Raw genomic sequence first — 26,280 nt, forward strand, 5'->3', positions numbered from 1 at the left:
GGGCGGGCTCGGGGACGCGGCCGGGCAGCCAGGTGCGGGGCCGGGGCGGGGGCGGCGCTAATGTCGCGATCATGACTTCGTACGTGCATGACTTCCCCTTCGATCCGGCCTACGGGTACACCGTCGACGCGCTCATGGCCGTGCCCGCGCCGCCCGCTCCCGACGACTTCGCGGACTTCTGGCGCGCCCGGTACGACGCGGCCCGCCAGGTCGCCACGGACCCGGAGATAGGCCCGCTGGAGGACGAGCGAGACGGCGTGCGGATCCACGGTGTGACCTACACCTCGGTGGGCGGGGTGCGCCTGGGCGGCTGGCTGGCCCTGCCCGTGGAACCGGAGCCGGTGCGCCAGGGGTTCGTCATCGGGCACGGGTACGGGGGGCGCCAGGAGCCGGGGCCCGACGTACCGCTGCCGCTGTCCGCGTCGGCCGCGATCCTGCCGTGCGTACGGGGGATGGGCGCGCGTGGCCTCGTGGCGGGCGTCCCCGACGTCTCGGCGCAGCATGTGCTGCACGGCATAGAGTCGCGCGACACCTACGTCATCGGCGACTGCGTGGCGGACCTGTGGTGTGCGGCCTCCGCGCTCGCGGAGCTGGTGCCGGAGCTCGCCGGGGCGGGCCGGCTGGGCCTCCTCGGGGAGAGCTTCGGCGGCGGGCTCGGGGCGCTGGCCCTGCCGTGGGACGACCGGTTCGCGGCGGCGCAGCTCACGGTGCCCACGTTCGGGAACCACCCGCTGCGGCTCACGCTGGAGTGCGCGGGCAGCGGGGAGTCCGTGCGCGGGTATCACCGCGGGCACCCCGAGGTCGTGGAGGTGCTGCGGTACTTCGACGCCGCGACGGCCGCCGGGTTCGTGGAGCGGCCGACACTGGTGGCCGCGGCGCTGTTCGACCCGTCCGTGCCGCCGCCGGGCCAGTTCGCCGTGCACCACGCGTTGGCGGGGGAGCGGGAGCTGCTGGTGCTGCCGGCGGGGCACTTCGAGTACGACGGGCTGGAGCAGGGCGTGGCCGGGCTGGTGGAGGCGCGGCGCGCGTTCTTCGGGAAGTGGCTGGCCTGAGGGCGGGGTCCGTACCTGCGGTCAGCCGCAGCCGCGGCTGACCCGAGGACCGGCCCGTACCTGCGGTCAGCCGCAGCCGCGGCTGACCCGAGGACCGGCCCGTACCTGCGGTCAGCCGCAGCCGCAGCTGGTCCGGCGGATCACGGAGACCGGGAGGGTGAGCGACACCGGCTCGCGGCCGGTGTCGCTCAGGCGCTCGACCAGCAGCTCGACCGCCTGTTCGCCCAGCCGGCGGATCGGCTGGCGCACCGTCGTCAGCGACGGCTGGACGATCCGGCCGAGCGGAATCCCGTCGAAGCCGGTCACCGCCATGTCCTGGGGCACCCGCACGCCGCGCCGGGCCAGGGCGCGCAGGGCGCCCACCGCCATCTGGTCGTTGGCGAACAGCATCGCCTCGGGCCGCTCCCCGCCCCGGTCCAGCAGGGTCTCGGCCGCCTGTGCTCCCTCGGCCTGCTTCATCATCGTCGTCCGCAGGGCCGGCTCGTCCGGCACCGGCAGTCCGGCGTCCCGGCACGCCTCCCGGAAGCCGCGGAACCGGGCCTCCGCGTCCGGTGAGTCGGTGTCGCCCCCGACGAAGACCAGCCGGCGCAGGCCGTGGTCCTCGATCAGGTGGCGGGTCAGCTCACGTTCGCCGTCGGCGTTGGCGACGACGATGTGGTCGAGGTGGTCGATCTCGCGCGGTCCGGCGAGCATCACCACCGGCAGCCGGCGCGATATCACTTCGAGGTCCTCGGTCGGCACGGTCTGCGCCAGGACGGCGAAACCGTCGACCCGCCCCGCGACCTTCGCGACCAGGCTCTCCGGGCCGCCCTCCAGCGACGCGGCGATCAGCAGCGCGTAGCCGTGCCGGCGGGCCGCGCGCTCCATGCCGCGGATGATCTGGTCGGAGTACAGCATCACCGCGTCGTCGGCGTCGCTGTCCGCCTCGGCGTCGGCCTCGGCGTCCGGGTCGGCGTAGTCGGGGAAGCACAGGCCGAGCACTCCGGTGGTGCGGCTCGCCAGCCCTCGTGCGTTACCGCTCGGTACGTAACCGAGCTCGCGCGCCGCCTCCAGGACCCGCTCACGGGTCTGGGCGCGCACGGAATCCGGGGTGCGGTAGACCCGCGAAACCGTGGCGATCGAGACGCCCGACCGCTCCGCGACGTCGTACACCGTTGGGGCGCTCACTCGACCGACCGTCCGCTTCTTCTCTGTGCTGACGTGGGCCGGCAGAGGCGTCGGCGTACACGTGGTGATCTGTACTGGCGTGTGCCGTCGAAGGGGTCGGCGTACACGTTTTGAAAGCGCATTCACCCTAGATCGCGGGCCGGAAACGGGCAAGGCCATCCAGAGATCAACAGGCAACCTTGCAAGATGCCCTGTGCATCTTTTACGGTGGAAGCATGCCGCGACCGTCCGGACCCACGCCCGCCGACCCGACCGCGGAGGAGGTGGCGCAGCAGCTGGCCTCCGTCGTCGGCAGGCTGCTGCGACGGCTGCGCTCCTCGTCGTCGGAGAGTCTGCTGACCCCGACCCAGCGCTCGGTGCTGGCGCGGCTGGAGGACGGGGGCCCGGCCACCACGGCCGATCTGGCCCGCGCCGAGTTCGTGCGCCCCCAGTCGATGCGGCTGACCCTGGGCGCCCTGGAGGAGCAGGGACTCGTCGCGCGCGCGCCCGATCCGGCCGACGGCCGCAAGTCGGTCGTGTCGGTGACGGAGAGCGGCCGCAGCACCCTCGCCGAGGTCCGGGCCGCCAAGCGCAACTGGCTGGCCGAGGCCGTCGCCGCCGGACTGGACGGGGCCGAGCGGCGCACCGTCGCCGAGGCCGCGACCCTCATCGAGCGCCTGGTCGGTTCCTGACCGGGCGCGAGTTGCGCGGGTGCGGCTCCCCGGCCGCCGGCGCCCGCCCCCGTACCACCGTCCCATTCCCCGAGCACCACCCGGCAAGGAGCACCGCCATGAGCGCCACCACCCTCGACCCGAAGACCGCGTTGATCGTCGTCGATCTCCAGAAGGGCATCGTCGGCCTGCCGACCGCCCACCCCGCCGCCGAGGTCGTCGCCCGCGCCGCGACCCTCGCCGACGCCTTCCGGGCCAAGGGCCTTCCCGTCGTCCTGGTCCGCGTCACCGGCGGAGCGCCCGGTCGCACGGAGGGCCCGGCCCGGTCCGGGCAGCCGGCCGCCGACTGGGCCGAGATCGTGCCCGAACTCGGCCCGGCCGAGGGCGACATCGTCGTCACCAAGCAGCAGTGGGGCGCCTTCTACGGCACCGACCTCGACCTCCGGCTGCGCCGCGGCGGCATCACGCAGGTCGTGGTGGCCGGAATCGCGACCAGCATCGGCGTCGAGTCGACCGCCCGCGCGGCGCACGAGCACGGCTACCACGTCACCGTCGCCACGGACGCGGTGACCGACATGAGCGCCGAGGCCCACGACAACAGCGTCGAGCGGATCTTCCCCCGCCTCGGCGAGACGGACACCACCGACGCGATCGTCAAGCTGCTCGGCTGAGGCCCCGGCGTCTCAGGTCGCGTCACGCCGCCGGATCTTGTTGCCCAGCCACACCAGCGGGTCGTACTTCCGGTCCACGGCCCGCTCCTTCAGCGGGATCAGGGCGTTGTCGGTGATCTTGATGTGCTCGGGGCACACCTCCGTACAGCACTTCGTGATGTTGCAGAGCCCGAGGCCGTGCTCCTCCTGCGCCGTCGCCCTCCGGTCGAGACCGGACTCGGCGGCGGCGTCCAGGGGATGCATGTCCAGCTCCGCGACCCGCATCAGGAAGCGCGGCCCGGCGAAGGCCGGCTTGTTCTCCTCGTGGTCGCGCACCACATGGCAGGTGTCCTGGCACAGGAAGCACTCGATGCACTTGCGGAACTCCTGCGAGCGGTCCACATCGACCTGCTGCATCCGGTACTCGCCCGGCTTCACGCCCTCCGGAGGAACGAAGGCCGGTATCTCGCGCGCCTTGGCGTAGTTGAACGACACGTCCGTCACCAGGTCGCGCACCACCGGGAAGGCCCGCAGCGGGGTGACCGTGATCGTCTCCTTGCGGCCGAAGACCGACATCCGCGTCATGCACAGCAGCCGCGGCCGTCCGTTGATCTCCGCGCTGCACGAACCGCACTTGCCCGCCTTGCAGTTCCACCGCACCGCCAGATCGCCCGCCTGGGTGGCCTGGATGCGGTGGATGATGTCGAGGACGACCTCGCCGTCGTTGACCTCGACCTCGAATTCCTCCAGGCCGCCGCCTTCGCTGTCCCCGCGCCACACCCTGAACCGTGCGTCGTAGCTGCTCACTGTTTGAGCTCCTCATCGGCGAGGTACTTGACCAGCTCCTCCTGCTCGAAGAGGGAGAGCAGATCCGGACGGATGGGTTCGGTCACCTTGCGTACGAGATCGATCCGGCCGCTCGCGGGGCCCAGCTCGTCCACGGGCCGGCACAGGAGGTTGACCGGGCGCCAGGACCGTTCCATCACCGGGCAGTCCTCGCGCGTGTGACCGCCGCGGCTCTCGGTGCGTTCCAGGGCCGCCCGCGCGACGCACTCGCTGACCAGCAGCATGTTCCGCAGGTCCAGGGCGAGGTGCCAGCCGGGGTTGAACTGCCGGTGGCCCTCGACGCCGGCGCGCCGGGCCCGTTCGCGCAGTCCGGCCAGCTTCTCCAGGGCCCTTTCCATCTCGGGGGCCCGCCGGATGATGCCGACCAGATCGTTCATCGTCTGCTGCAGTTCCTGGTGCAGCGTGTACGGATTCTCCGTCGGCGCGCCCTCGGCGAGCTCCTCCGCGCTGAACGGCCGCAGGGCCTCCGCTGCCGCGGCGTCGATCTGTGCCTCGTCCACGACCGGCCGGGCGCCGGCGGACGCGGCGTGGGCGGCCGCGTGCAGTCCCGCCCGCCGGCCGAAGACCAGCAGGTCGGAGAGGGAGTTCCCGCCGAGCCGGTTGGAGCCGTGCATGCCGCCCGCGACCTCGCCCGCCGCGAACAGGCCGGGCACGTCCAGGGCCGCCGCGGTGTCGGAGTCGACGGCTATGCCGCCCATCACGTAGTGGCAGGTCGGGCCGACCTCCATCGCCTCGGCCGTGATGTCGACGTCCGCCAGCTCCTTGAACTGGTGGTACATCGACGGCAGCCGGCGCCGGATCCGCTCCGCGGGCATCCGGGTCGACACGTCCAGGAACACCCCGCCGTGCGGCGAGCCGCGGCCCGCCTTCACCTCCGCGTTGATGGCGCGGGCGACCTCGTCGCGCGGCAGCAGCTCGGGCGGGCGGCGGTTGTGGTCCGGGTCCTCGTACCAGCGGTCGCCCTCCTCCTCCGACTGCGCGTACTTCTCCTTGAACACGTCGGGGATGTAGTCGAACATGAACCGCTTGCCCTCGGAGTTGCGGAGCACCCCGCCGTCGCCCCGTACCGACTCGGTGACGAGGATGCCCTTGACCGAGGGCGGCCAGACCATGCCGGTGGGGTGGAACTGCACGAACTCCATGTTCAGCAGGGGCGCCCCCGCCAGCAGGGCGAGTGCGTGGCCGTCGCCGGTGTACTCCCAGGAGTTCGACGTCACCTTGAAGGACTTGCCGATCCCGCCGGTGGCGAGGACGACCGCGGGCGCCTCCAGCACGAAGAAGCGGCCGCTCTCGCGCTCGTAGCAGAAGGTCCCGGACACCCGGTCCCCGTCCTTCAGGACGCGGGTCACGGTGCATTCCTGGAAGACCTTCAGACGGGCCTCGTGGTCACCGAACTCGCGCTCGTCCTCCTGCTGGAGGGAGACGATCTTCTGCTGGAGGGTGCGGATCAGTTCGAGGCCGGTACGGTCCCCGACATGGGCCAGCCTCGGGTACTCGTGGCCGCCGAAGTTGCGCTGGGAGATCTTTCCCTCGGGGGTGCGGTCGAAGAGCGCGCCCCAGGTCTCCAGCTCCCAGACCCGGTCGGGCGCCTCCTTGGCGTGCAGCTCCGCCATCCGCCACTGGTTGAGGAACTTCCCGCCGCGCATGGTGTCGCGGAAGTGCACCTGCCAGTTGTCCCCGGAGTTCACATTGCCCATGGAGGCGGCGATCCCGCCCTCCGCCATGACCGTGTGCGCCTTGCCGAAGAGCGATTTGCAGATGACGGCCGTACGGGCCCCGCGCTCGCGGGCCTCGATCGCGGCGCGCAGCCCGGCGCCTCCGGCACCGACCACGACGACGTCCCACTGCTGTCGTTCGAGCTCAGTCATTCAGAAAAACCTCGGATCGTCGAAGGCGCCGGAGGCGACCAGGTACACATAGAAGTCGCACGCCGCCACGCTGATCAGCGAGGCCCAGGCGAGCAGCATGTGACGGGTGTTGAGCCGCCCCACCCAGCCCCACAGCCGGTAGCGCACGGGGTGCCGGGAGAAGTGCCGCAGCCGGCCGCCGATGATGTGCCGGCAGGAGTGGCAGGACAGGGTGTAGGCCCAGATCAGGGCGATGTTGACCAGGAAGATCAGTGAGCCCAGGCCCATGTGGCCCCAGGAGTAGTGCTCGTCGCGGAAGGTGAGCACGGTGTCGTACGTGAGGATCCCGGCGACCGGGACCGCGGCGTAGAAGAAGTACCGGTGGATGTTCTGCATGATCAGCGGGAAGCGGGTCTCGCCGCTGTACTTCCGGTGCGGCTCGGCGACCGCGCAGGCCGGGGGCGAGGCCCAGAAGCCCCGGTAGTAGGCCTTGCGGTAGTAGTAGCAGGTCAGCCGGAAGCCGAGCGGGAAGACGAGGATCAGCAGGGCGGGGGACAGGCCCCACCAGTTTCCGAGGATTTCCCAGTTGGGGCCGCTCCGCATGGGGGCGCAGTTGTCCGCCAGACAGGGCGAGTAGAACGGCGAGACATAGGGCGCGGCGTAGTAGTCGGCGTTCGCGAACGCCCGCCAGGTCGAGTAGACGATGAAGGCGAGCAGCCCGCCCGCCGTGACCGCGGGCGCCAGCCACCAGCGGTCGGTCCGCAGATGCCGGGCGGCGATGGCGGCCCGTGCGGGGTGGTGCACCCCCGTCGTCCGGGCCGCCGGTCCGTCCGGCGGGCGCGGCCCGTCGCCGGGGCCCGTTCCTGAATCCGTTCCTGTTTCCGTATCGGTGGCCAAGGAACTCTCCTGGGTTTTGTCAGGTGCGCCCTACGGGGCGTGCCTGCCGGGGACGCCCAGACCCTCGTCGTCCGAGTCCGTCCACAGGGCTGTGTCGTACGGCGCCTCGGTGATCGTGATGACGCCGTCGACGGGTGCGGCGTGGCCGGCCGGGCCGAGCGGGTCCTGGGCGGTGGCGGCTTCGCGCAGGTGCGCAAGGCTCCGCTCCAGCCGTCCGACGGTGCGGACCAGGTCGTCGAGACAGTGCTGAACTGCCGTCAATTCATCTTGCAGTGACATGACTTGATCTCACTTCCGCAGTCGCGGGTGGCCATGCTCATGCGCATGCGAGTGTCGCGCGTCACATCCCCGTTGGGAAGAGAGCGGGCGGCCCCGTCTTGCGGCGGCGTGTGGCGCACCCCCTTCGGCGGCGGAATTCCGGTGGGTTCCGGCACTCCGCCGCACGGGTGAGGTTCGGAGCCGCTGCGCCGTGTCTGCGCGGTCTCCCGCGCGTGGGCGCCTTCAGTGGACGGGCGGAACCAGTGTGATCAACTGCAAATGCCACCAAACACGCAGAATCCGGCCCATACGGGTAACGGTGGGCCGGGCCGTCCCCGGAGGTATCAGTCATGTCCCACGTCGGCGTCCCGCGCGGGACATCCCGAAAGCGCCGCTCGCTCGCCCTGTTCACCACGGGGGTGCTCACGCTCCCCGTCCTGGCCGGCTGCAGCTCGGGCGGCGACGAGACCGCCGCCGGCGCCGTCGTCACCCCGCAGGACATCGCGGCCGCGGCCCGCGCCCAGGTGGCGGAGGGCGGCACGGTCAACTGGGCCATCGACGCGATGCCCGCCACCCTCAACGCGTTCCAGGCAGACGCCGACAGCGCCACCACCCGGATCACCGGGGCCCTGCTGCCGACGCTCTTCCCGCTGGACGCCAAGGGCCGTCCGCAGCTGAATCCGGACTACCTGGAATCCGCGAAGGTCGTCGAGACCGAGCCCAAGCAGGTCGTGCTCTACCGGCTGAACCAGCAGGCGGTCTGGAGCGACGGCCGGGAGATCGGCGCACCGGACTTCGTCGCCCAGTGGCGCGCGCTGAGCGGCAAGGACTCCGCCTTCTGGACGGCCCGCAACGCCGGGTACGAACGCATCGACAAGATCGAGCGCGGCGCCGACGACCTGGAGGTCAAGGTCACCTTCGCCAAGCCGTACGCGGACTGGCGCTCCCTCTTCTCCCCGCTGTACCCGAAGCAGGTGACGGGCTCCCCGGACGCCTTCAACGACGGTGCGCGGTCCACGCTCAAGGCGACCGCGGGCCCGTTCCGGCTGCGTGAGGTGGACAAGGAGACGGGTTCCGTCACGCTGGCCCGCAACCCGCGCTGGTGGGGCAGCCCCGCCAAGCTCGACTCGCTGGTCTTCAAGGCGGTGAAGCCGCAGGACCGCACGGAGGCGCTGACCGAGGGCAAGGTCGATGTCGCCGACATCGACGCGGCGGCCGCGAACCGCATCGTCCAGGCCGCCCGGGACACCGGCGGCAACGGCGCACCGCCCGCCCACGGCCCCGGCTCCGAGATCACCCCGGCCCAGGCGCTGCGGTCCTGGGCGCTGGCCCACGGCTCCGACGAGGAGGTGGCCGAGGAGGCGCAGGAGGCCCGGGACGAGAAGGCCAGGGCCGCGAAGGCGTACGCGGCCGAGCAGAGCGACCTGCGCGGCTACGCGGTCCGCAAGTCCCTGGAGCCCGCCTACACCCAGCTCGCGCTGAACGGTGAGAGCGGGCCGCTCGCCGACGACCGGGTACGCCGGGCGGTGGCCCGCGCCCWGGACCGCCAGGAGCTCGCCGACACCGTACTCAAGCCGCTCGGCCTGCCCGCCGAGCCGCTCGGCAGCCACCTGGCCCTCGCCGGGCAGCCCGCGTACAAGGACGGCAGCGACGCACTCGGCGGCCAGGACACCAAGGAGGCGCAGGCGCTGCTGGCCGACGCCGGGTGGACGCGCGAGGGCGCCCTCAGGAAGACGGACGGGACCAAGGCGGGCAGCGAGGGCGAGAGGCAGAAGGACACCGGCACGAAGCAGGAGGAGAAGGAAAAGACGAAGGAGGAGGAGAAGGCCGGCGCGGCGCAGGAGGAGAAGGCCGGGAGCGCGAAGGACGACGGCAAGACCAGCGACGCCGCCCGCCGCGAGCCCTCCAAGGACGACGGCCTGTACATCGTCGGCGACGACAACAAGCCCGGAGAGGCCGGGGGCACCGCCACCCACGTCATCGCGCCCGCCCCCGCCGCCGCCTTCCAGAGCGCCGCCCTGCTGCGCCAGGCCGGGCACCTCGGCGAGACGGGCGCCTCCGAGGACGCCCCCGCCCGGATCGCCGCCCAGGACCGGCAGCCCGGCGGAGCGGCCGGTGCCTACGCCCCGGTCGGCACCGCGGCCCCCGTCCAGGCCCCCGACACCGCCCGCGGCCCGTTCGGCAAGGACGGCAAGGCGCTGTCGCTGCGGTTCGTCCTGCCGTCGGGTCCCGGCTCCGCGTCCCTGCGCAGCGTCGGCGACAAGATCGCGGCGATGCTGGACACCATCGGGATCCGTACCGAGATCACCAAGGTGTCCGACGACAGCTACTTCCGGGACCACGTCGCCTCCGGTGACTACGACCTGGCGCTGTACTCCTGGCCCGCCACCGCCTACCCGGCCACGGACAACCGCCCGATCTTCGCGAAGCCGGTGCCGGCCACCGACGGCTCGCTGCTCGTCGAGCAGAACTACTCCCGCGTCGGATCGGACCACATCGACCAGCTCTTCGACGAGGCGGTCTCGGAACTCGACGAGAAGACGTCCCGGGATCTGATGAAGCAGGCGGACGCCCGGATCTGGGCCGCCGCAGGATCGATTCCTCTCTACCAGCGCCCGCAGCTGGTCGCCACGGACAAGAAGCTCGTGAACGTCGGCGCCTTCGGCTTCGGGGTGCCGCACTACCAGGACATCGGTTTCAAGAAGCCGCAGTCCGCCGGAGCCCCGGCCAACACGACGAAGTAAGGCTGCCCGGCCCCGCGACGCCGCCCCCCATCGCCGGTCAGCCGGAACCGGCCAAGGCGACGAAGCAGCAGGTCAGCGCCGGACCGAAAGCTCAGAACTGGCTCAATTCCCTTGCCCGCCGGACGACCGGCGGGCAAGGCTGTGCGTACCTGTTGACCCGGGTGACCTGACCACTCCACCGCCGGCCGAAGGGCCCCAACCCGAAGACGGCCGTGGAGGCCCGCTCCGAGCCCCCGCCGAGGAGCCGCAGCTCCGGAGCCCCACCTCCCGAGTTGTTCCGGCCCCGCGTTCGCGTCGTCCGCCCGGGGGACCGTGTTCATGACCACCGGTGAATTCCGGCGGAAGACCTGATCACGGAGGCGGAAACATCAAGCGGACGCGGGCCCACCGCTTCACTCCGGACGAGGCGCGCCCGCCGTCTCATGGCCGGTAAGACTTGCCCGGGAAGCCGGAGGCGCGCCCGCCCCGTACCATGGGGAGTAGCCGTGGCGCGTCCGCCCGGCGGGCGTACGAGGACTCAAGACCGACTAAGACGCCTGAATCCCCGATCCGAGAGAAGCGCAAGCCACCCATGCCCACGCGCCACGACATCCGTAACGTAGCCATCGTCGCCCACGTCGACCACGGCAAGACCACGCTGGTCGACGCCATGCTCAAGCAGGCCGGCGCCTTCGCCGCGCACGCCGCCGAGCACCTCGACGAACGCATGATGGACTCGAACGACCTGGAGCGTGAGAAGGGCATCACGATCCTGGCCAAGAACACGGCCGTGAAGTACCACCCCAAGGATGGCGGCGACGTCATCACGATCAACATCATCGACACCCCCGGCCACGCCGACTTCGGCGGTGAGGTCGAGCGAGGCCTGTCGATGGTCGACGCGGTCGTGCTGCTGGTCGACGCCTCCGAGGGCCCGCTGCCGCAGACCCGGTTCGTGCTCCGCAAGGCGCTGACGGCGAAGCTGCCGGTCATCCTCTGCATCAACAAGACGGACCGGCCGGACTCCCGGATCGCCGAGGTCATCGACGAGACGTACGACCTCTTCCTGGACCTGGACGCCGACGAGGACCAGATCGAGTTCCCGATCGTCTACGCCTGCGCCCGTGACGGCGTCGCCTCGCTGACCAAGCCGGAGGACGGCACCGTCCCGCCGGACAGCGACAGCCTGGAGCCGTTCTTCAGCACCATCCTCTCCGCGGTCCCGGCCCCGGAGTACGATGAGGACGCCCCGCTCCAGGCGCACGTCACCAACCTGGACGCCGACAACTTCCTCGGTCGTATCGCGCTCTGCCGCGTCGAGCAGGGCGAGCTGCGCAAGGGCCAGACGGTCACCTGGATCAAGCGTGACGGCACGCAGTCCAACGTCCGTATCACCGAGCTGCTGATGACCGAGGCGCTCACCCGCAAGCCCGCCGAGAAGGCCGGCCCGGGCGACATCTGCGCGATCGCGGGTATCCCGGACATCATGATCGGCGAGACCCTGGCCGACACCGAGAACCCGATCGCGCTGCCGCTGATCACGGTCGACGAGCCCGCCATCTCGATGACCATCGGTGCGAACACCTCGCCGCTCGTCGGCAAGGGCGGCAAGGGCCACAAGGTCACCGCCCGTCAGATCAAGGACCGGCTGGACCGCGAGCTCGTCGGTAACGTCTCGCTCCGCGTCCTCGACACCGAGCGCCCCGACGCCTGGGAGGTCCAGGGCCGCGGTGAGCTCGCGCTCGCGATCCTCATCGAGACCATGCGCCGGGAGGGCTTCGAGCTCACCGTCGGCAAGCCGCAGGTGGTCACCAAGCAGGTCGACGGCAAGACCCACGAGCCGATCGAGCGCATGACGATCGACTCGCCGGAGGAGCACCTCGGCGCCATCACGCAGCTCATGGCGACCCGCAAGGGCCGCATGGAGACGATGACGAACCACGGTTCGGGCTGGGTCCGCATGGAGTGGATCGTCCCGTCCCGCGGCCTCATCGGCTTCCGCACGGAGTTCCTGACCCAGACCCGCGGTACGGGCATCGCGCACTCCCTGTTCGAGGGCCACGAGCCGTGGTTCGGCGAGCTGCGCACCCGTCACAACGGCTCGCTGGTGGCCGACCGTTCGGGCGTGGTGACGCCGTTCGCGATGGTCAACCTCCAGGAGCGCGGTGTCATCTTCACGGAGGCCGGCACCGAGGTCTACGAGGGCATGATCATCGGCGAGAACTCGCGCGCCGACGACATGGACGTGAACATCACCAAGGAGAAGAAGCTCACCAACATGCGTGCGGCTTCCGCGGACACGACGGAGAACGTCGTGCCCGCCCGCAAGCTGTCGCTCGAGCAGTCGCTGGAGTTCTGCCGCGACGACGAGTGCATCGAGGTCACCCCGGAGACCGTGCGTATCCGCAAGGTTGTCCTGGACCAGAAGGAGCGCGGCCGCTCCGCCTCGCGCGCCAAGCGCTGACGTACGAGGAAGGCCCGGTTCCGCGACTGCCGCGGAACCGGGCCTTTCCCGTGCGCGGTTCCCGCCGGTCCGCGGCCCCGCCGAGGCACGTCCGGGCGCGTCTCCGGGCGTGCGACGTCCGCCGCGGGGGATCAGGCCGGGAATGACCCGAAACGCGCTCCGGGGGAGGTCTCCGGCCCGCGTCGGCGGCGGTCGTGGGCGACGGGGAGAACCGCCCGTCCGGCGACCCCGTCCCCGCGTCCTGCGGCGGCGCCGGACACGTGCCGGACGGCCGCGCCGCGCAACCTGTTTTCTTTCGTCAGACGTCCGGATATCGGGCGCTGTTCACCGGACCACGTGTTAACAGTCCGTTTCGGGTGTGTCTGTCTAGGATCCCTTTGTCCGAATTTCGGCCATTCAAGGCTTCCCTATGTTGTCAAACCGAGACCCTTTAAGTGTGGTTTACAGCCCGGTTGTGCTCAATAGTTGGCTCAGTTGAGCTCGGGTCAATGAGGCGCGCACTGGCAGGGTGCCGACTCACGAGCACGCTGGGTGTACCGATCAGGCACGTCAGAGATGGCGGCGGATGTCGGTGTCTCTCCTGCGGTGAACAAGTGGACTCTTGAGGAGGAACCCATGCGTGGTGCCATAAGCACCAACTGGGTCGTGTGCGCGACGCTGATCCCTATGGGGGTCGACCGACCGTGACAAGTCCTGTGCAGATTGATGACGCCGAGGCGTCAGCCCTCCCGGCGTCCGGGAGCGAGTCGGAGTCCGGTGGACCGGAGGTCAAGAAGGCCGCAGGTCTTTCTCCCGGGCAGCTGATGTGGCGTCGCTTCAAGAGGGACCGCACCGGAGTCATATCCGCGTGCATCGTCCTGTTCTTCTTCGCGGTGGCGATTCTCGCGCCCGTGATCTCGATGCTCTACGGCAAGGATGCCTACACCCTTTACGGGCAGGACAACCTCGACCTCCTCGACGAGTTCAACATGCCGACGGGCGGGGCGGGCGGCATGTCCGCCGACCACTGGTTCGGCATCGAGCCGAACCTCGGCCGCGATGTGTTCATGCAGCTCGTCTACGGCATGCGCACCTCGATCTACACCGCCCTCGCCGCCACCGTCGTGATGGTGACGATCGGTGTGTTCATGGGCCTCGTGGGCGGTTACTTCGGCGGCAAGATCGACTACTGGGTCGGCCGGCTGACGGACTTCCTGCTCGGCTTCCCGAGCCAGCTGTTCTTCATCGCCTCCATGCCGGTCGTCGTCGCGGCGTTCGTCCGTCCCGACGAGGAGACCCCCACCGCCCTGCGGGCCGCAGCGATCATCATCGTGCTGTCGTTCCTCGGCTGGATGGGCCTCTCCCGTCTGATCCGTGCGGAAACGCTGACTCTGCGCGAGCGGGAGTTCATCGAGGCCGCGAGGATCTCGGGCGCCTCGCCCGGGCGCATCATCCGCAAGGAACTGATGCCCAACATCATCACGCCTGTCCTGGTGCAGGCCACGCTGATGCTGCCCTCCACGATTCTCTCCGTGGCGTTCCTCTCCTTCGTGGGCGTCGGCTTCGTCGAACCCACCCCGGACTGGGGCCGGATGTTCGCCATCGGCGCCGACATCTACGAGCAGGACCCGGTCTACATGCTGTTCCCGGGTGTCGCCATGGTCGTCTTCGTGGTGGCGTTCAACCTCCTCGGCGACTCCGTCCGAGACGCGTTCGACCCCAAGTCCGGACGCTGAAACTTCCGTCCCCCCGCGGATGGGGTAGCTGTCACCCGGACGCCGGCCAGACCGGACGCGCCAGGCAGCTCAGTTGGATCACTACTGACAGATAGGTACTCATCGTCATGAGCATCTTTGGTACGCGCCAGATGCGCGCCGCGGTCATCGCGGTGGCAGCCGGTTCGTTGGTGCTGACCGCATGCGGCGGCAGCGACAACGACAACAACAGCAAGGCCAAGACGAAGACGCAGGAAGACGCTGCCAAGCAGTCGTCGGCCGTCATCATGGGCGACGCCAAGGTGTCCACCGGACCTGCGGCCGAGGTCCCCGGCGCCAAGCCCGGCGGCACCATGACGGTTTACCAGGAGGGCGACTTCTCCCACCTGGACCCGGCCCAGAGCTACGTCAGCGACGCCAAGCAGCTGGACCGGCTGCTGCAGCGTGGTCTGACGCAGTACGCGGAGGACGACAAGGGCCAGCTCACCGTGGTCGGTGACCTCGCCACCGACTCCGGCAAGGTGACCGACGGCGGTAAGACCTGGACTTACACGCTCAAGGACAACCTCAAGGACGAGAACGGCAACGTGATCGACTCGTCCGACATCCGCCACACGATCGAGCGCATGTACGCGTCGTTCGTGACCGACGGCCCGATCTACATCCAGAACTGGCTGTCCGGCTCGGGCACCACGTACCGCAAGGCTCTGCCGGACGGTCCGTACAAGGGCAAGCACCTGCCGGACTCGGTCCTGGCGACCCCGGACGCGAAGACCATCGTCTTCAAGTTCAAGGACGCGCAGCCCGACCTCGGCCAGGCGCTGGCGATGCCCGGCTACTCCGTGGTGCCCAAGGAGACGGACACCAAGGAGAAGTACGACACGGACCCGGTCGCGACCGGCCCGTACAAGATCGCCGACTTCAAGCCCGGCAAGTCGATGAAGCTCGTCAAGAACACGAACTGGGACCCGAAGACCGACTCGGTCCGTCACCAGTACGTCGACGGCTTCAACATCGAGTTCAACCACGACGACGACGACCAGACCAAGACCCTCCTGGCCGACCGTGGCGAGGCCAAGAACGCCGTGATGTTCACGGGTCAGGTCGCCACCAACCAGGTGAGCAAGGTCGTCGGCGACGCGGCCGCGATGAAGCGCACGATCCAGGGCTACGCCCCGTACGTGTGGCAGCTCAACTTCAACCTCGACCGCATGACGGACAAGAAGGTCCGTGACGCGATCACCTACGCGATGCCGAACGCGCAGCTCTACAAGCTCGACGGTGGCGCCTACGGTGGTGAGACCGCGACCGGTCTGATGGCCCCGACCGTTCCGGGCTACGAGAAGGGTTACGACCCGTTCGGCAAGCTGAAGAAGCCCAACGGTGACGTGGCCAAGGCCAAGGAGCTCATCAAGGAAGCCGGCGCCGAGGGCAAGAAGGTCATCTACGCCTACGGCAACACCCCGGTCCGCCAGCAGCAGGCCGTCCTCATCACCAAGCGCCTGGAAGAGATCGGCCTCAAGGTCGTCAAGAAGGAGATCGACTCCTCCACCTGGTACGAGCAGGTCGGTAAGGTCAAGAACGGTCTCGACCTGTACATGACCGGCTGGGGCCAGGACTGGCCGGCGGCTTCCACCGTCATCCCGCCGTCCTACGACGGTACCCAGCTGCAGGACGGTTCCTCCGTCTACTCGCACATCAACGACCCCAAGGTCAACGCCGAGATCGCCCGCATCATGAAGATCACGGACCCGGCCGAGGCCCAGAAGGCGTGGACGGCGCTGCACCACGACATCGTGGAGCGCATCAACCCGGCTGCCCCGATCTACTTCACCAAGGTGTTCCAGATCTTCGGCTCCAACGTCGGTGGCCTGCGGTACTCCAGTGACGCCAGCTACGTCGACGTCACGCGTCTGTACCTGAAGAAGTAGCGACCCGCACAGGCCGATCCCGGGGGTGCGCACACGGCGGAGCGCGCACCCCCGGGACGTCAGGCCCTCTCCTGATGTCCCCCTCATTGCCGCCGTCCTGAGAGCAGCGACCAGCCATGCTTCGATTCCTCACTCGCCGGACGCTCGGCGCAGTCCTGACACTTTTCCTGATCAGTGCCGTCACGTACTTCATGTTCTTCGCCATCCCGCAGGACCCCGCACTGCTCGCGTGCGGGAAGAACTGCACTCCGGACGCGCTGAAGGTCATTCACACGAACCTCGGCCTGGACGAGCCGGTGGCGGTCCAGTTCTGGCACTACATGGTCGGCATCTTCGCCGGCCGTGACCTGGCCATGGGTGACTGCGCCGCTCCTTGCTTCGGCATCTCCTTCGCCAGCGGCCAGCCGGTCTGGGACACCATCATCGACCGTCTCCCGCTGACGCTCTCCCTCTCCGCCGGCGGACTCATCGTCTTCCTCGTGGTGGGCCTGGGCCTGGGTATGCTCGCTGCCTGGAAGAAGGGCACGAAGGTCGACAAGACGGTCAGCTCCGCCTCGCTCGTGCTGAGCTCCCTGCAGATCTACTTCCTCGGCCCGGTCGTCCTCGGGATCTTCGTCTACAGCACGGGATGGCTGGACAAGCCCAAGTACGTGCCGCTGACGGAGAGTTTCAGTGGCTGGTTCATGGGTCTGCTGATCCCGTGGCTCGTCATGTCGGTCATCTTCACGGCCCAGTACACGCGTATGTCGCGCTCGTCGATGATCGAGCAGTTGCAGGAAGAGCACGTCAAGGCAGCCCGCGCGAAGGGTATGACGAGCCGTTTCGTCTTCTTCCGCTACGCCTGGCGCGGTTCGCTCATCCCGATCGTCACGATCATCGGTATGGACATGGGCGCGCTCTTCGGTGGCGCCATGGTCACCGAACTCACCTTCGGTCTGGCCGGAGTGGGCCGCCTCGCCCGCGACTCCGTGGTCCTGAAGGACCTCCCGCTGACCATGGGCGTGTTGATCTTCAGCGCCGCCTTCATCCTGTTGTTCAACGTCATCGTGGACGCCGCGTACGCGTTCATCGATCCGCGCGTGCGTCTGTCCTAGGAGTACGACCGTGACCACACTCACCAAGACCGAGGACTCGCCCGCACCCTCCTCGTCCGGAGCCTTCCTGTCGGTGCGGGACCTGAGGGTCCAGTTCTCCACCGAGGACGGCATCGTCAAAGCCGTCGACGGGCTCTCGTTCGACCTGGAGCGCGGGCAGACGCTCGGTATCGTCGGCGAGTCGGGTTCCGGCAAGTCGGTGACCAACCTGAGCATCCTGGGGCTGCACAACCGGCGCAGCACCGAGGTCTCGGGCGAGATCGTGCTGGACGGCCAGGAGATCACCGGCGCTTCTGACAAGCAGCTCCAGACGCTCCGCGGCAACAAGATGGCGATGATCTTCCAGGACGCGCTGACCGCGCTCTCGCCGTACTACACGGTGGGCCGGCAGATCGCCGAGCCGTACATCAAGCACACGGGTGCCTCCAAGAAGGAGGCGCGTGCGCGGGCGATCGAGATGCTCGGCAAGGTCGGGATCCCCGACCCGAAGAGCCGGGTCGACGACTTCCCGCACCAGTTCTCCGGCGGTATGCGCCAGCGCGCCATGATCGCGATGTCGCTGGTCTGCAACCCCGAACTGCTGATCGCCGACGAGCCGACGACCGCCCTGGACGTCACCGTCCAGGCGCAGATCCTCGATCTGCTCAAGGACCTTCAGCAGGAGTTCGGTTCGGCGATCATCCTGATCACCCACGACCTCGGCGTCGTCGCGAACACCGTCGACGACCTGCTGGTGATGTACGCGGGCCGGGCCGTGGAGCGCGGCACCGTGCGTGAGGTGCTCAAGACTCCGGAGCACCCGTACACCTGGGGTCTGCTCGGCTCGATGCCGCGGCTCTCCCAGGACGTGGGTTCGGAACTGACGCCGATTCCGGGGTCGCCGCCCAGCCTGCTGAACCCGCCGTCGGGCTGCGCGTTCAATCCGAGGTGCTCGTTCGTCGACATCGTCGACGGGAGCGGCCGCTGCGTGAACGAGCGACCCCTGCTTCCGGAGGGGCGCGGCTCTGCCTGCCACCTCACCGGCGAGCAGAAGCAGCAGGTTTTCATCGAGACGATTCAGCCCCGGCTGGGCTGATGTACCGGCAACTGGGGCTATGACCATGAGCGAGAACAAGAGCAACACCGCCGGTCCGGACACGGCTCAGGCGGAGCGGGAGCCGGATGTCTCGGAACCGCTCCTGAGCGTGAAGGGCCTGACCAAGCACTTCCCGATCTACGGCGGATTTCCCTTCAAGCGGCAGGTCGGTGCGGTTCAGGCCGTCGACGGCGTGACGCTGGACGTGTATCCGGGCGAGTCCCTCGGTCTGGTGGGTGAATCGGGCTGTGGCAAGTCGACCACGGGCCGGCTCCTCACCCGGCTGATGGAGCCGACCAGCGGCACGATCACCTACAACGGCCAGGACATCTCCCACGCCAACCGTAGGAAGCTGGCACCGATCCGGTCCGAGATCCAGATGATCTTCCAGGACCCGTACGCCTCGCTGAACCCGCGGCAGACGGTCGGAACGATCATCTCGGGGCCGATGGAGGTCAACGGGATCAACCCGCCCGGAGGCCGTGAGGCACGGGTGCGGGAGCTGCTGGAGACGGTCGGGCTCAACCCGGAGCACTACAACCGCTTCCCGCACGAGTTCTCCGGGGGCCAGCGTCAGCGCATCGGTGTTGCCCGCGCGCTCGCGCTCAACCCCAAGATCATCATCGCGGACGAGCCGGTCTCGGCGCTGGACGTGTCGATCCAGGCACAGGTCATCAACCTGCTCCAGGAGCTTCAGCGTGAGCTGAACATCGCGTTCGTGTTCATCGCGCACGACCTCGCGATCGTCCGGCACTTCTCGCAGCGCATCGCGGTGATGTACCTCGGCAAGGTGGTAGAGGTTGCCGACCGCGACTCCCTGTACAACGCGCCGCGCCACCCGTACACGCACGCGCTGCTCTCGGCGGTGCCGAACGCGGACCTGGACGCGGACAAGACGGAGCGGATCCGGCTCTTCGGTGACGTGCCGTCGCCGATCATGCCGCCCTCCGGCTGCCGCTTCCGGACGCGCTGCTGGAAGGCGCAGGACAAGTGCGCGACGGAGGAGCCTCCGCTGGTGCAGCTCTCGGGTGCCCGTGAGGGCCACCTGACGGCCTGCCACTTCCCGGAGGAGCCGACCACGGAGAAGACCGGCCCGGACGTCGTTCTCGACCCCGCGCTGATCGCTCTGGAGAAGGACGCGGAAACGAAGTAGCGGGACCCTCCGGCGAAGCCGGGAGTTCGGGTGCCGGGACGCGCAAGCGTCCCGGCACCCGTTCGCGTTTCCGGGGCCGCACGGTCGCACGAGGCGTGGAAGGCCGGTCATCCGGCCGGTACGGCGGCTTCGGAGACGGCGGGTTCTGTGGCAGAGCCGTCCGCCTTCGCGGCGGCGGACGGTGTGCGGTAGGCGCGAAGGGGGGCGTGGGTGGCGGCCACGGCGGCGATGGCCAGGGTGGCCGACAGTCCGCCGGCGACCAGGGCGAGCGGGGCGGACGTGACCGATGCCAGCAGTCCGCCCCGGAAGTTGCCGAGCTCGGGGCCCGCGACGCCGATCACGTGTTCCACCGAGGAGACCCGCCCCCGGTACGCGTCCGGCGTCTCCAGCTGCACCAGGGCGCTGCGGGTGACGACGGACACGGTGTCGGCGGCGCCCGCCACGGCCAGGCAGCCGAGCGCCGCCCACAAGGGCCCCGCCAGACCGAAACCGGCCAGCGCCAGGCCCCAGACACCGGCCGCGGCCAGCTGAACCAGGCCGCTGCGGCGCCACCGTGTCACCGTGCCGGAGAGCAGACCGGCCGTGATGCCTCCGACCGCGACCGCCGAGAGGAAGAGGCCCAGGGTCTGCGGGTCTCCTCCGAAGCGGATCTCGTTGACCAGGGGGAAGAGGGCGACGGGCATGGCGAGCAGCGTGGCGGCCAGGTCGGTGGCCAGCGAGCCCCGCAGCGTCGGCCGGCCGAGGACGGCTCGCCACCCGCCACGCTCCGGCCGGCGCCTGCCGCCCGTCGCACCGGCGCCCTCGGGCCGCATGGCGGGCAGCCGGATCACCGCGAGCATCGAGACCGCCATGGCCGCGGCCTGGATCGCGTACGCGGCAGCGAAGTCCCAGCGGGCGATGATCAGCCCGGCCATCGCGGGGCCGGCCAGCATCGCCGCCTGGAAGGAGATGTTCGTCAGCGCGAGACCGGCCGCGATCTGGTCGCCCGGGAGCAGCCGGACCGGGAAGGTGCGCCGGGCAGGAGCTCCGAGCGCGCCGCAGCTCGTCCCCACGGCGACCAGGGCGAGGAGCAGCGGCACGCTGCGGTTGTCCGCCAGCGCCTGGGCGCACAGCCCCGCCGCGGCCAGCAGCTGGCCCGCGGTGGTCGCCCGCACCACGGCGCGCCGGTCGACGGTGTCGGCCAGGGTGCCGCCGAGCAGTCCGAACAGGATGATCGGCAGACCGGTGGCGAGTCCGATGGCGCCGGTGCCCACGGGGCTGCCGGTCAGATCCCAGACCTGGGCCAGCACCGCCACATTGGCTGTCTGGCCGCCGAGTTGGGAGACCGAGGTGCCGATCCACAGGTCGCGGAACGGCCGGTTGCCGCGCAGCGGGCGGGTGTCGAGGAACCGGACGCGGAAACGTCCGCTCATCGCGGTGGCTCGGCGAGGTGGTGGAGGATCCGCTCCCGCATCGACCGGCGTTCCAGCGCCCGCCGTACCTCCTCGACCACGCCGGTCATCGCGTGCGGGACCTCGTGGTCCAGTTCGGCGACCGTGGCATGGGTGGCGCGCCACTCCGCCTCCAGGAACGGCACCAGCGACCGGCCGCGCTCGGTCAGGCCGATGTGCCGGGTGCGGGCGTCGGGCCCCGGCTCGGAGGTGACCAGATCCTCCTTGAGCATGGCGGCGACGGTCTGGCTGATCGCGGAGTGCGAGCGGTTCAGGGACTTCGCGAGCTCACGGATGGTCAGGGGGCCGGTGTGGGCGAGCCGGATGAGCGGATAGGCGAAGCGGGGCCGTACGCCCTCGATGCCGCGCTCGACGTAGACCTGTTCGATCTCGGCATCCATGGCCGCGAGCAGCTCGTGCAGGGAGTGCCAGGGATCGGGGAGCGCGGTGGGGTCAGATGATGTCACAGCGCTAATATAACAGCGCTTGTATATATGTGGGCGCGACGGGGCCCTGCCTGCCGGCCGAGCCGGTCTTGAACGCGTGGCGCGTGCCGCCTAACGTCGGGCCGGTGGAAACCGCACACCGGCCTGCCGCCCGGGTCCTCTGCCTCGACGCCGCCGACCGGGTGCTTCTGCTGCGCTGGCGGGATCCGTACGACGGGTCGTGGCTCTGGGAGCCGCCGGGCGGCGGCATCGAGCCGGGCGAGACCCCGCTGGCGGCGGCGCGGCGTGAGCTCGTCGAGGAGACCGGACTCGACCCGGCCGCCGTCCTGGACCGCTGGGTGCCCGTCGACCGTGACGTGTGGTGGAACGGCAAGCGGCACATCGGGACGGAGCACTTCTTCGTCGCCCGGTTCCCCGGCGAGCGGCCGGCGCTGGTGCGGACCGGACTGCTCCCCGACGAGCAGGTCAGCCTGGACACGCATGCCTGGGTGGCCCGGCCGGATCTGGCCGGGCTGCCGGACCGGGTCGAGCCGCCGCGGCTGGTGGCGGTGCTGGGCGCCCTGGCGCCGGACGGCCCGTGGTGCGACGGGGGCCCGCCCGGCGTGAGCGGCGCTTGCCTCAGCGGGTGATCGTGGGCGCCGCCCGTTCGAGGATGCGGAGGGCGTCGGCCGCCGCCGGTGACAGCAGGGCATCGTCCCGCAGGGCGGCCAGCGGGACCCACGCGACCCCGTCCGTGGAGCCGTCGGTCTCGGCCACTTCCGGTGACCCGCCCTTGAGGGTGACCACGTAGAACAACGCCGTGAGGCTCCAGCTGACCCCGTTCCGCCGGGCCGCGTAGGTCCGCGCATCGGCCAGCCGGGCGTCGGCGAGTTCGTGTCCGGTCTCCTCCAGGAGTTCACGGGCCAGCGCCTCGACGGGCTGCTCGCCCGGATCGATCCCGCCGCCCGGCAGGTGCCACAGGCCAGGCGCGAAGACGGGCGAGGCGTCCGAAAGGCGGGCCAGCAGGAGGCGATCGTCCTCTCTTGCGATGGCGTATGCCGAAACACGGGTCCGTACCTGAGCGTCCACGATTCCCGCCCCTCCTTCGTGTGCGTAGGCCGACAGGGCACATCCCTGACGCCGGGTCGCAGGCTAGCGGCCCCGTATCCACCCGCATGGCCCCGCTGAGCTCGGATGGCGGGAGTAAATATGCGAGAAGTCCGCTATGCGGCGATATTTGACCTCACGTAAGACGGAGCACTACGAGGAGGCACTCCATGCGCGGAGCCACACAGGTCAAGTGGGCCGCATGTGCGGTGGCCGTCGCCCTGGCGGCGACGGCCTGCGGCGGAGGGGACAGCGGCGGCGGTGGCGGTGGCGCGGACGGGATCGTGAGCTCCTCCTGGGGTGACCCGCAGAACCCGCTGGAGCCCGCCAACACCAATGAGGTGCAGGGCGGCAAGGTCCTCGACATGATCTTCCGGGGGCTCAAGAAGTACGACCCGAAGACCGGCGAGGCGACGAACATGCTCGCCGACAAGATCGAGTCCACGGACAACCAGAACTTCACGATCACGGTGAAGGACGGCTGGACCTTCAGCAACGGCGAGAAGATCACCGCCAAGTCGTTCGTGGACGCCTGGAACTACGGCGCCCTGTTGAAGAACAACCAGAAGAACGCCTACTTCTTCGGTTACATCGACGGATACGACAAGGTCCACCCGGAGACGGGGACGGCGAGCGCCACCACGCTCTCCGGGCTCAAGCAGGTGAACGACATGACCTTCTCGGTCAAGCTGACGCAGAAGTTCTCCCTGTGGCCCGACACCCTCGGCTACCCCGCCTTCGCGCCGCTGCCCAAGACCTTCTTCACGGACCACGAGGCCTGGGTGTCCAAGCCGATCGGCAACGGCCCGTACACGATCGACAAGTACACCAAGGGCTCGTCCATGAGCCTGCGCAAGTGGGACGACTACCCCGGTGACGACAAGGCGAAGAACGGCGGGATCGACCTCAAGGTCTACACCGACAACAACACCGCCTACACCGATCTGACGGCCGGCAACCTCGACCTCGTCGACGACGTGCCCGCCTCCCAGCTCAAGAACGTCAAGGCGGACCTCGGCGACCGCTACATCAACACCCCGGCCGGCATCATCCAGACGCTCGCGTTCCCGTTCTACGACAAGCAGTGGAACACCCCCGGCGCGATCAAGGTCCGCCAGGGCCTCTCCATGGCGATCAACCGCGAGCAGATCACCAACCAGATCTTCCAGAAGACCCGCACCCCCGCATCCGACTGGACCTCGCCGGTCCTCGGGGACGACGGCGGCTTCAAGAAGGGGCTCTGCGGCAAGGAGTGCACGTACAACGCCGCCGACGCCAAGAAGATGATCCAGGACGGCGGCGGCATCCCCGGCGGCCAGCTCAAGATCTCGTACAACGCGGACACCGGCTCCCACAAGGAGTGGGTCGACGCCGTCTGCAACAGCATCAACAAGGTCATGGGCAACAACAAGGCGTGCGTCGGCGCCCCGATCGGCACCTTCGCCGACTTCCGCAGCCAGGTCTCCCAGCAGAAGCTGAGCGGCGCCTGGCGCGCGGGCTGGCAGATGGACTACCCGCTGATCCAGAACTTCCTGCAGCCCGTCTACTACACCAACGCCTCGTCCAACGACGGCAAGTGGAGCAACAAGCAGTTCGACGACCTCGTCAACAAGGCGAACGCCGAGTCGGACAAGGCCACGGCCGTCTCCACCTTCCAGGACGCCGAGAAGGTCATGGTCCAGCAGATGCCGGTCATCCCGCTCTGGTACCAGAACGGCAGCGCCGGCTACTCGGAGAACGTCACCAACGTCTCCCTGAACCAGTTCAGCGTCCCGGTGTACGAGCAGATCGAGGTCAAGTGACCCGATAGGCGGCCGGGTGGCCGGGTGCGCCCACGCACCGGCCACCCGGCTTCCCCGTCCCGCGACTCCTCAGCCCAGAGACTTCCGACCCCGCGACCCCCGGAGCCCTTCATGGGACGTTATGTGATCCGGCGGCTGCTGCAGATGATCCCGGTCTTCTTCGGCACCACGCTGTTGATCTTCCTCATGGTGAACGTGATGGGTGACCCCATCGCGGGTCTCTGCGGCGACCGCCAGTGCGACCCGGCGACCGCCGCCCAACTCCGTTCGGAATTCGGCCTCGACAAGCCGGTCTGGCAGCAGTACCTGACCTACATGGGGAACGTCTTCACCGGCGACTTCGGCACCGCGTTCAACGGGCAGAAGGTCACCGAGCTGATGGCCACGGCCTTCCCCATCACCATCCGCCTCACCCTCGTGGCGATCGTCTTCGAGATCGTCATCGGCATCAGCCTCGGCGTCGTCACCGGCCTGCGCCGCGGCCGGCCCATCGACACCACCGTGCTGATCCTGACGCTGGTCGTCATCTCCATCCCGACCTTCGTCACCGGTCTGCTCCTCCAGCTCCTGCTCGGCGTGGAGTGGGGCGTCATCAAACCCTCCGTCTCCAGCGAGGCCCCGCTCAACGAGCTGATCATCCCCGGACTCGTGGTCGCCTCCGTCTCACTGGCCTACGTCACCCGGCTCACCCGCACCTCCATCGCCGAGAACGCCCGCGCCGACTACGTGCGCACCGCGACCGCCAAGGGCCTCCCCAGGCGCCGCGTGGTCGTGCGCCACCTGCTGCGCAACTCGCTGATCCCCGTCGTCACCTTCATCGGTACGGACGTGGGCGCCTTGATGGGCGGCGCGATCGTCACGGAGCGGATCTTCAACATCCATGGCGTCGGTTACCAGCTCTACCAGGGCATCCTGCGCCAGAACTCCCAGACCGTCGTCGGGTTCGTCACCGTCCTGGTCCTCGTCTTCCTGGCGGCGAACCTGATCGTCGACCTGCTGTACGCCGTACTCGACCCGAGGATCCGCTATGCCTGAGCAGACACCGGACGAGGCGATCTCGTCGGCCGGAGCCGGCGGAACGATGGACCTCGCACTCGACGAGGGCGACACCCTCGAGAAGACCCCCGGCGGCCCGCGGGGGACGGGCCCCGGCACCAAACCGCAGAGCCTGTGGTCCGACGCCTGGCACGACCTGCGCCGCAACCCCGTCTTCATCATCTCCGCGTTGATTATCCTGTTCCTGGTGATCATCTCCATCTGGCCGCAGCTCATCGCTTCCGGCGACCCGCTCGACTGCGACCTGGACAAGTCCCAGGAGGGCTCCCAGCCCGGCCACCCCTTCGGGTACGACGGCCAGGGCTGCGACGTCTACACCCGTGTCGTGTACGGCGCCCGGAACTCCGTCACCGTCGGCATCTGCTCCACCATCGGCGTCTCACTGATCGGCAGCATCCTGGGCGGTCTGGCCGGATTCTTCGGCGGCTGGTGGGACGCGATCCTCTCCCGCCTCACCGACGTCTTCTTCGGCATCCCCGTCGTCCTCGGCGGCCTGGTCTTCCTCTCCGTGGTGACCAGCTCCACCGTCTGGCCCGTCATCGGGTTCATCGTGCTGCTGGGCTGGCCGCAGATCGCCCGTATCGCCCGAGGCTCCGTCATCACCGCCAAACACAACGACTACGTACAGGCGGCCCGGGCGCTCGGCGCCTCCAACGGGCGGATGATGCTCCGGCACATCGCACCCAACGCCATCGCCCCGGTCATCGTCGTCGCGACCATCGCGCTGGGCACGTACATCTCGCTGGAGGCGACCCTGTCGTTCCTCGGCGTCGGCCTGAAGCCACCGGCCGTCTCCTGGGGCATCGACATCTCCGCCGCGTCCCAGTACATCCGCAACGCCCCGCACATGCTCCTCTGGCCCGCCGGGGCCCTGGCGGTCACCGTGCTCGCGTTCATCATGCTCGGCGACGCGGTGCGCGACGCCCTCGACCCCAAGCTGCGCTGAGGAGTCCGCTGCC

At 69.4% G+C, this 26,280-nt stretch carries 22 protein-coding genes; 14 read left to right on the top strand and 8 right to left on the bottom strand.

The genetic code is table 11. From position 1 onward, the window contains the following. Window positions 1-71 precede the first annotated feature (71 nt). Window positions 72-1,052, top strand: coding sequence for an acetylxylan esterase (locus EAO72_RS31715; protein ID WP_148020519.1), 981 nt, complete (start codon window positions 72-74; stop codon window positions 1,050-1,052). 111 nt (window positions 1,053-1,163) lie between these two features. On the opposite strand, the gene EAO72_RS31720 is transcribed toward EAO72_RS31715, so the two are convergent. Next, entirely contained in the window at window positions 1,164-2,219 is a 1,056-nt protein-coding gene (locus EAO72_RS31720; protein ID WP_148020520.1) for a LacI family DNA-binding transcriptional regulator, read from the bottom strand. Window positions 2,220-2,434: 215 nt separating this feature from the next. Here EAO72_RS31720 and EAO72_RS31725 point away from each other — a divergent pair, with 215 nt between their 5' ends. Beyond that, on the top strand, window positions 2,435-2,890 hold the full coding sequence (locus tag EAO72_RS31725) for a MarR family winged helix-turn-helix transcriptional regulator (RefSeq protein ID WP_148020521.1): 456 nt from the start codon (window positions 2,435-2,437) through the stop codon (window positions 2,888-2,890). Window positions 2,891-2,988: 98 nt separating this feature from the next. Continuing rightward, window positions 2,989-3,540, top strand: a complete 552-nt coding sequence (locus tag EAO72_RS31730; RefSeq protein ID WP_148020522.1) for an isochorismatase family protein — start codon at window positions 2,989-2,991, stop codon at window positions 3,538-3,540. Window positions 3,541-3,552: 12 nt separating this feature from the next. On the opposite strand, the gene EAO72_RS31735 is transcribed toward EAO72_RS31730, so the two are convergent. From EAO72_RS31735 to EAO72_RS31750, 4 genes are read right to left on the bottom strand one after another with little or no spacing between them, the layout of a single operon-like run. Next, on the bottom strand, window positions 3,553-4,326 hold the full coding sequence (locus EAO72_RS31735) for a succinate dehydrogenase/fumarate reductase iron-sulfur subunit (RefSeq protein WP_148020523.1): 774 nt from the start codon (window positions 4,324-4,326) through the stop codon (window positions 3,553-3,555). Continuing rightward, window positions 4,323-6,233 (bottom strand): fumarate reductase/succinate dehydrogenase flavoprotein subunit, encoded by a 1,911-nt coding sequence (locus EAO72_RS31740; protein WP_148020524.1) that lies wholly within the window; start codon window positions 6,231-6,233, stop codon window positions 4,323-4,325. Before EAO72_RS31740 ends, EAO72_RS31735 begins: the two co-directional genes overlap by 4 nt. Then, on the bottom strand, window positions 6,234-7,109 hold the full coding sequence (locus EAO72_RS31745; RefSeq protein WP_410090519.1) for a hypothetical protein: 876 nt from the start codon (window positions 7,107-7,109) through the stop codon (window positions 6,234-6,236). 30 nt (window positions 7,110-7,139) lie between these two features. Continuing rightward, window positions 7,140-7,388, bottom strand: a complete 249-nt coding sequence (locus EAO72_RS31750; RefSeq protein ID WP_148020525.1) for a hypothetical protein — start codon at window positions 7,386-7,388, stop codon at window positions 7,140-7,142. A gap of 329 nt (window positions 7,389-7,717) precedes the next feature. On the opposite strand from EAO72_RS31750, the gene EAO72_RS31755 reads away from it, so the two are divergent. From EAO72_RS31755 to EAO72_RS31785, 7 genes are all read left to right on the top strand, one after another. After that, on the top strand, window positions 7,718-10,111 hold the full coding sequence (locus EAO72_RS31755) for an ABC transporter family substrate-binding protein (protein ID WP_148020526.1): 2,394 nt from the start codon (window positions 7,718-7,720) through the stop codon (window positions 10,109-10,111). Between the two features lie 571 nt (window positions 10,112-10,682). Continuing rightward, a complete protein-coding gene (typA, locus tag EAO72_RS31760) occupies window positions 10,683-12,554 on the top strand; it encodes a translational GTPase TypA (protein ID WP_148020527.1) in 1,872 nt (623 codons plus the stop codon). A gap of 683 nt (window positions 12,555-13,237) precedes the next feature. Beyond that, window positions 13,238-14,269 carry an ABC transporter permease gene (locus EAO72_RS31765; protein WP_148020528.1) on the top strand — a complete coding sequence of 344 codons (1,032 nt, stop codon included), beginning with the start codon at window positions 13,238-13,240 and terminating at the stop codon, window positions 14,267-14,269. 107 nt (window positions 14,270-14,376) lie between these two features. Next, complete coding sequence (locus EAO72_RS31770; RefSeq protein ID WP_148020529.1) at window positions 14,377-16,179, top strand: ABC transporter substrate-binding protein; 1,803 nt, start codon at window positions 14,377-14,379, stop codon at window positions 16,177-16,179. Window positions 16,180-16,295: 116 nt separating this feature from the next. Further along, window positions 16,296-17,273 carry an ABC transporter permease gene (locus EAO72_RS31775; protein ID WP_148020530.1) on the top strand — a complete coding sequence of 326 codons (978 nt, stop codon included), beginning with the start codon at window positions 16,296-16,298 and terminating at the stop codon, window positions 17,271-17,273. A gap of 10 nt (window positions 17,274-17,283) precedes the next feature. Beyond that, window positions 17,284-18,348: an ABC transporter ATP-binding protein gene (locus EAO72_RS31780; protein ID WP_148020531.1), complete on the top strand. Its 1,065-nt coding sequence runs from the start codon at window positions 17,284-17,286 to the stop codon at window positions 18,346-18,348. A gap of 25 nt (window positions 18,349-18,373) precedes the next feature. Next, on the top strand, window positions 18,374-19,501 hold the full coding sequence (locus EAO72_RS31785) for an ABC transporter ATP-binding protein (protein ID WP_148020532.1): 1,128 nt from the start codon (window positions 18,374-18,376) through the stop codon (window positions 19,499-19,501). A 107-nt stretch (window positions 19,502-19,608) separates the two neighbouring features. Here EAO72_RS31785 and EAO72_RS31790 read toward each other — a convergent pair whose 3' ends face one another. Together EAO72_RS31790 and EAO72_RS31795 are read right to left on the bottom strand one after the other, a co-directional pair. Further along, on the bottom strand, window positions 19,609-20,913 hold the full coding sequence (locus EAO72_RS31790) for an MFS transporter (RefSeq protein WP_148020533.1): 1,305 nt from the start codon (window positions 20,911-20,913) through the stop codon (window positions 19,609-19,611). Further along, complete coding sequence (locus tag EAO72_RS31795) at window positions 20,910-21,398, bottom strand: MarR family winged helix-turn-helix transcriptional regulator (protein WP_148020534.1); 489 nt, start codon at window positions 21,396-21,398, stop codon at window positions 20,910-20,912. Before EAO72_RS31795 ends, EAO72_RS31790 begins: the two co-directional genes overlap by 4 nt. Window positions 21,399-21,502: 104 nt before the next feature. Here EAO72_RS31795 and EAO72_RS31800 point away from each other — a divergent pair, with 104 nt between their 5' ends. After that, window positions 21,503-22,006, top strand: a complete 504-nt coding sequence (locus tag EAO72_RS31800; RefSeq protein WP_148020535.1) for an NUDIX hydrolase — start codon at window positions 21,503-21,505, stop codon at window positions 22,004-22,006. Here the strand turns inward: EAO72_RS31800 and EAO72_RS31805 are convergent. Continuing rightward, the gene (locus EAO72_RS31805) at window positions 21,996-22,445 is read right to left on the bottom strand and encodes an NUDIX hydrolase (protein WP_148020536.1); all 450 of its coding nucleotides are present in this window, start codon (window positions 22,443-22,445) and stop codon (window positions 21,996-21,998) included. The genes EAO72_RS31800 and EAO72_RS31805 overlap by 11 nt on opposite strands. 188 nt (window positions 22,446-22,633) lie before the next feature. On the opposite strand from EAO72_RS31805, the gene EAO72_RS31810 reads away from it, so the two are divergent. From EAO72_RS31810 to EAO72_RS31820, 3 genes are all read left to right on the top strand, one after another. Further along, complete coding sequence (locus EAO72_RS31810; protein WP_148020537.1) at window positions 22,634-24,265, top strand: peptide ABC transporter substrate-binding protein; 1,632 nt, start codon at window positions 22,634-22,636, stop codon at window positions 24,263-24,265. 111 nt (window positions 24,266-24,376) lie between these two features. After that, window positions 24,377-25,300, top strand: a complete 924-nt coding sequence (locus tag EAO72_RS31815) for an ABC transporter permease (protein WP_148020538.1) — start codon at window positions 24,377-24,379, stop codon at window positions 25,298-25,300. Further along, window positions 25,293-26,267, top strand: a complete 975-nt coding sequence (locus EAO72_RS31820; RefSeq protein ID WP_148020539.1) for an ABC transporter permease — start codon at window positions 25,293-25,295, stop codon at window positions 26,265-26,267. Before EAO72_RS31815 ends, EAO72_RS31820 begins: the two co-directional genes overlap by 8 nt. The last annotated feature ends 13 nt before the right edge of the window (window positions 26,268-26,280 follow it).

The organism is Streptomyces sp. OR43 (genome assembly GCF_008042275.1).
GTDB lineage: Bacteria > Actinomycetota > Actinomycetes > Streptomycetales > Streptomycetaceae > Streptomyces.

What these genes read in the sequence shown, in the direction of transcription:
- EAO72_RS31715 (WP_148020519.1), top strand. Translation starts at nt 72, where the DNA reads ATGACTTCGTACGTGCATGACTTCCCCTTCGATCCGGCCTACGGGTAC.
- EAO72_RS31725 (WP_148020521.1), top strand. Translation starts at nt 2,435, where the DNA reads ATGCCGCGACCGTCCGGACCCACGCCCGCCGACCCGACCGCGGAGGAG.
- EAO72_RS31730 (WP_148020522.1), top strand. Translation starts at nt 2,989, where the DNA reads ATGAGCGCCACCACCCTCGACCCGAAGACCGCGTTGATCGTCGTCGAT.
- EAO72_RS31740 (WP_148020524.1), bottom strand. Translation starts at nt 6,233, where the DNA reads ATGACTGAGCTCGAACGACAGCAGTGGGACGTCGTCGTGGTCGGTGCC.
- EAO72_RS31750 (WP_148020525.1), bottom strand. Translation starts at nt 7,388, where the DNA reads ATGTCACTGCAAGATGAATTGACGGCAGTTCAGCACTGTCTCGACGAC.
- typA (WP_148020527.1), top strand. Translation starts at nt 10,683, where the DNA reads ATGCCCACGCGCCACGACATCCGTAACGTAGCCATCGTCGCCCACGTC.
- EAO72_RS31770 (WP_148020529.1), top strand. Translation starts at nt 14,377, where the DNA reads ATGAGCATCTTTGGTACGCGCCAGATGCGCGCCGCGGTCATCGCGGTG.
- EAO72_RS31775 (WP_148020530.1), top strand. Translation starts at nt 16,296, where the DNA reads ATGCTTCGATTCCTCACTCGCCGGACGCTCGGCGCAGTCCTGACACTT.
- EAO72_RS31785 (WP_148020532.1), top strand. Translation starts at nt 18,374, where the DNA reads ATGAGCGAGAACAAGAGCAACACCGCCGGTCCGGACACGGCTCAGGCG.
- EAO72_RS31790 (WP_148020533.1), bottom strand. Translation starts at nt 20,913, where the DNA reads ATGAGCGGACGTTTCCGCGTCCGGTTCCTCGACACCCGCCCGCTGCGC.
- EAO72_RS31810 (WP_148020537.1), top strand. Translation starts at nt 22,634, where the DNA reads ATGCGCGGAGCCACACAGGTCAAGTGGGCCGCATGTGCGGTGGCCGTC.
- EAO72_RS31815 (WP_148020538.1), top strand. Translation starts at nt 24,377, where the DNA reads ATGGGACGTTATGTGATCCGGCGGCTGCTGCAGATGATCCCGGTCTTC.
- EAO72_RS31820 (WP_148020539.1), top strand. Translation starts at nt 25,293, where the DNA reads ATGCCTGAGCAGACACCGGACGAGGCGATCTCGTCGGCCGGAGCCGGC.